Here is a 3793-nt window from a genome sequence, read left to right as displayed (position 1 = left end):
CCGGGACCGGCACGCCATCATGCGCCGCTCCCGGCAACGCGTCGAGGAGTTCACCAGGCTCCACGGTACGCGGGATCGAACAGCACCAGGTTGGCGGGCTCACCCACCGAGATCGGCCGGCCGTGGCCGCTGAGACGGCCGATCCGGGCCGGGCGGTGCGACATCCGGTCCGCGACGGCCTCCCAGTTCAGCAGGCCGGTGTCGACCATGGTCTGCTGCACGACCGACAGCGCGGTCTCCAGGCCGACCATGCCCATCGCGGCCACGGCCCACTCGCAGTCCTTGTCCTCGGCCGGGTGCGGCGCGTGGTCGGTGGCGACGGCGTCGATGGTGCCGTCGGCCAGCGCCTTGCGCAGCGCCTGGACGTCCTCGGCGGTGCGCAGCGGCGGGTTCACCTTGTACACCGGGTCGTAGGTGCGGACCAGCTCGTCGGTGAGCAGCAGGTGGTGCGGGGTCACCTCGGCGGTGACGTCCCAGCCCTTGGACTTGGCCCAGCGGACGATCTCGACCGAGCCGGCGGTGGAGAGGTGGCAGACGTGCAGCCGGGAGCCGACGTGCGCGGCGAGCAGCACGTCGCGGGCGATGATCGACTCCTCGGCGACGGCCGGCCAGCCGCCGAGCCCGAGCTCGCCGGAGACCTGGCCCTCGTTCATCTGGGCGCCCTCGGTCAGCCGCGGCTCCTGGGCGTGCTGGGCGACGACGCCGTCGAAGGCCTTGACGTACTCCAGGGCGCGGCGCATCAGCACCGCGTCGTCCACGCACTTGCCGTCGTCGGAGAAGACCCGGACGCCCGCGGCGGACTCGTGCATCGCGCCGAGCTCGGCGAGCTTCTTGCCCTCCAGGCCGACGGTGACGGCGCCGACCGGCTGCACGTCGCAGTAGCCGGACTCCTGGCCGAGCCGCCAGACCTGCTCGACCACGCCGGCGGTGTCGGCCACCGGGGTGGTGTTGGCCATCGCGTGCACGGCGGTGAAGCCGCCCATCGCGGCGGCCCGGGTGCCGGTGAGCACGGTCTCGGCGTCCTCGCGGCCGGGCTCGCGCAGGTGGGTGTGGAGGTCGACCAGGCCGGGCAGGGCGATCAGCCCGGTGGCGTCGATCTCGATGTCCGCCTCGACCGTCAGGCCGGTACCGATCTCCTTGATCACGCCGTCGGCGAGGTGGAGGTCCTGCGGGGCGCCGCCCAGGATCTTGGCGTTGCGGATCAGGTAGCTGGTCACTGGGCGGTCTCCACGGAGTCGGTGCGGGCGGTGTCGGCGAGGGTGGCTCCGCCGAGCAGCAGGTACAGGACGGCCATCCGGACGGAGACGCCGTTGGCGACCTGCTCGATGGCGGTGCAGCGCGGCGAGTCGGCGACCTCGGCGGTGATCTCCATGCCGCGGACCATCGGGCCGGGGTGCATCACGATCGCGTGGTCCGGCAGCTGGGCCATCCGGCGGCCGTTCATGCCGTAGCGGCGGCTGTACTCGCGCTCGGTCGGGAAGAACGCGGCGTTCATCCGCTCGCGCTGCACCCGCAGCATCATCAGCGCGTCCGTCTTGGGCAGCACGGCGTCGAGGTCGTAGCTGATCTCGCAGGGCCAGTTCTCGACCCCGATCGGCAGCAGCGTGGGTGGGGCGACGAAGGTGACCTGCGCGCCGAGGGTGTTCAGCAGGTGGACGTTGGATCGGGCGACCCGGCTGTGCAGGACGTCGCCGACGATGGTCACGTGGCGCCCGGCCAGGTCGTTGCCGCTGCCCGGGTTGAGGTGGCGGCGCATGGTGAAGGCGTCGAGCAGCGCCTGGGTGGGGTGCTCGTGGGTGCCGTCACCGGCGTTGATCACACTGCCGTGCAGCCAGTCGGACTGGGCCAGCCGGGCCGGCGCGCCGGAGGCGTGGTGGCGGATGACCACCGCGTCGGCGCCCATCGCCTGGAGGGTCAGCGCGGTGTCCTTGAGGCTCTCGCCCTTGGAGACCGAGGAGCCCTTGGCGGAGAAGTTGATGACGTCGGCCGAGAGGCGCTTCTCGGCGACCTCGAAGGAGGTCTTCGTCCGGGTGGAGTCCTCGAAGAAGAGGTTGACGACGGTGCGGCCGCGCAGCGTGGGCAGCTTCTTCACGGCCCGGCCGGAGAGCTGGGCGAGCTCCTCGGCGGTGTCCAGGATCAGCAGCGCGTCGTCGCGGCTGAGATCGGCGGCGGAGACGAGGTGGCGCTTCACGCGGGTTACTCCGGGAGGTGCGGTTCGGAAGACTGGGGTGCCAGGGCCTGCGAGCTGCGGGCGGCGAAGTCGCGGTCGCCGACCAGGACGGCGTCCACGCCGTCGCTGTCGGACAGGCGCACCTGAACGGCCTCGCGCAGCGAGGTGGGGAGGTTCTTGCCGACGTAGTCGGCGCGGATCGGCAGCTCGCGGTGGCCGCGGTCGACCAGGACGGCGAGCTGGACGGCGCGCGGGCGGCCGATGTCGTTCAGCGCGTCGAGCGCGGCGCGGATGGTCCGGCCGGAGAAGAGCACGTCGTCGACGAGGATGACGAGCTTGCCGTCGATGCCGCCGGGCGGGATCTCGGTGTGCTCCAGGGCACGGGCGGGCTTCAGCCGCAGGTCGTCCCGGTACATGGTGATGTCCAGGGTGCCCAGCGGGATCTCGCGCCCGGTGATCTGGGCCAGCCGGCCGTGCAGGCGGCGGGCGAGGTGGACGCCCCTGGTATGGATGCCGAGCAGCACGACGTCCTCCGCGCCCTTGGCGCGCTCGACGATCTCGTGCGCTATCCGGGTGAGGACCCGGGCGATGTCCGTGCCGTCCAGCACCTGGTGCGGTGCCCGGGGCGTCGGTTCATGGTGGGTGGTCATGCCGAAGCGGACCTCCTTCCCCGCCTCACGGGACGGGTCTTAAAGGATGTCTGGGACTGCCCCCGCCGACCGGGCGTGGGCTTCGGGCCATCCTAGCAGCGCGCCGGATCGCAAACAGACGGCCATCATTCCGCTTCCCGGGGTTAACACTCCGGACGCGCCGACGATGCGGGCCATTCGCACGACTGCCCCATTCGGCTTGACGCAACTACCTTACTCTACGTAACCTCACAGTGAGTTACGAGACGGACGTCGGACCCACCGGTAACGGCGTCGGCAATCGCCCGTGACCCACCACTGAACGCGAAGCAATCTCGTCCGGGGAGATCAATGTCCAGCGACTACGCGAAGCAACTCGGAGGCAAGCTCCGAGCGATCCGCACTCAGCAGGGTCTCTCCCTGCACGGTGTCGAGGAGAAGTCCCAGGGGCGCTGGAAGGCAGTCGTCGTCGGCTCGTACGAGCGCGGTGACCGTGCGGTCACCGTGCAGCGGCTGGCCGAACTGGCGGAGTTCTACGGCGTCCCGGTGCAGGAGCTGCTGCCCGGCGGTACGCCCGGCGGCGCGGCCGAGCCGCCGCCGCGCCTGGTCCTCGACCTGGAGAGACTGACCCAGGTCCCTTCCGAGAAGGCCGGCCCGCTGCAGCGCTACGCGGCGACCATCCAGAGCCAGCGCGGTGACTACAACGGAAAGGTGCTGTCGATCCGTCAGGACGACCTGCGCACCCTGGCCGTCATCTACGACCAGTCGCCGTCGATCCTCACCGAGCAGCTGATCTCCTGGGGCGTGCTGAACCCCGACGCGCGCCGCGCGGTGCGCGAGGAGGACGCGAGCTGAGGCTCGCCGCACCGGCTCCCGCCGGCGGATCCAGGGACGACCCGGCCTGATTTCCGGTCGTACCCGCAAGCAGAAACGTCACGGCGCGGCTCCCCTGACCGGGGGCCGCGCCGCGGTGTCGGGGCCCCCGGGACGGGGC

The 3793-nt window shown here is 71.4% G+C and carries 3 protein-coding genes and 1 pseudogene; 1 reads left to right on the top strand and 3 read right to left on the bottom strand.

Annotated features, from left to right (window positions below):
* Positions 1-56: 56 nt before the first annotated feature.
* The 3 genes and pseudogenes from ACIQOV_RS31955 to pyrR all read right to left on the bottom strand — a co-directional run.
* Positions 57-1217 (bottom strand): annotated as a pseudogene (locus ACIQOV_RS31955) (dihydroorotase); the annotation flags it as partial.
* Complete coding sequence (locus ACIQOV_RS31950; RefSeq protein WP_401054179.1) at positions 1214-2191, bottom strand: aspartate carbamoyltransferase catalytic subunit; 978 nt, start codon at positions 2189-2191, stop codon at positions 1214-1216. The pseudogene ACIQOV_RS31955 and the gene ACIQOV_RS31950, both read right to left, overlap by 4 nt.
* A gap of 5 nt (positions 2192-2196) precedes the next feature.
* On the bottom strand, positions 2197-2820 hold the full coding sequence (gene pyrR, locus ACIQOV_RS31945) for a bifunctional pyr operon transcriptional regulator/uracil phosphoribosyltransferase PyrR (protein WP_359897432.1): 624 nt from the start codon (positions 2818-2820) through the stop codon (positions 2197-2199).
* 330 nt (positions 2821-3150) lie between these two features.
* On the opposite strand from pyrR, the gene ACIQOV_RS31940 reads away from it, so the two are divergent.
* Entirely contained in the window at positions 3151-3654 is a 504-nt protein-coding gene (locus tag ACIQOV_RS31940; RefSeq protein ID WP_030056198.1) for a transcriptional regulator, read from the top strand.
* The last annotated feature ends 139 nt before the right edge of the window (positions 3655-3793 follow it).

Origin of the sequence: Kitasatospora sp. NPDC091257, from assembly GCF_044757675.1 — a bacterium.
Taxonomy (GTDB): domain Bacteria; phylum Actinomycetota; class Actinomycetes; order Streptomycetales; family Streptomycetaceae; genus Kitasatospora; species Kitasatospora lactacystinica.
Note: the sequence above shows the minus strand (reverse complement) of the source record. Positions and strands in the feature narration are given on the sequence as shown.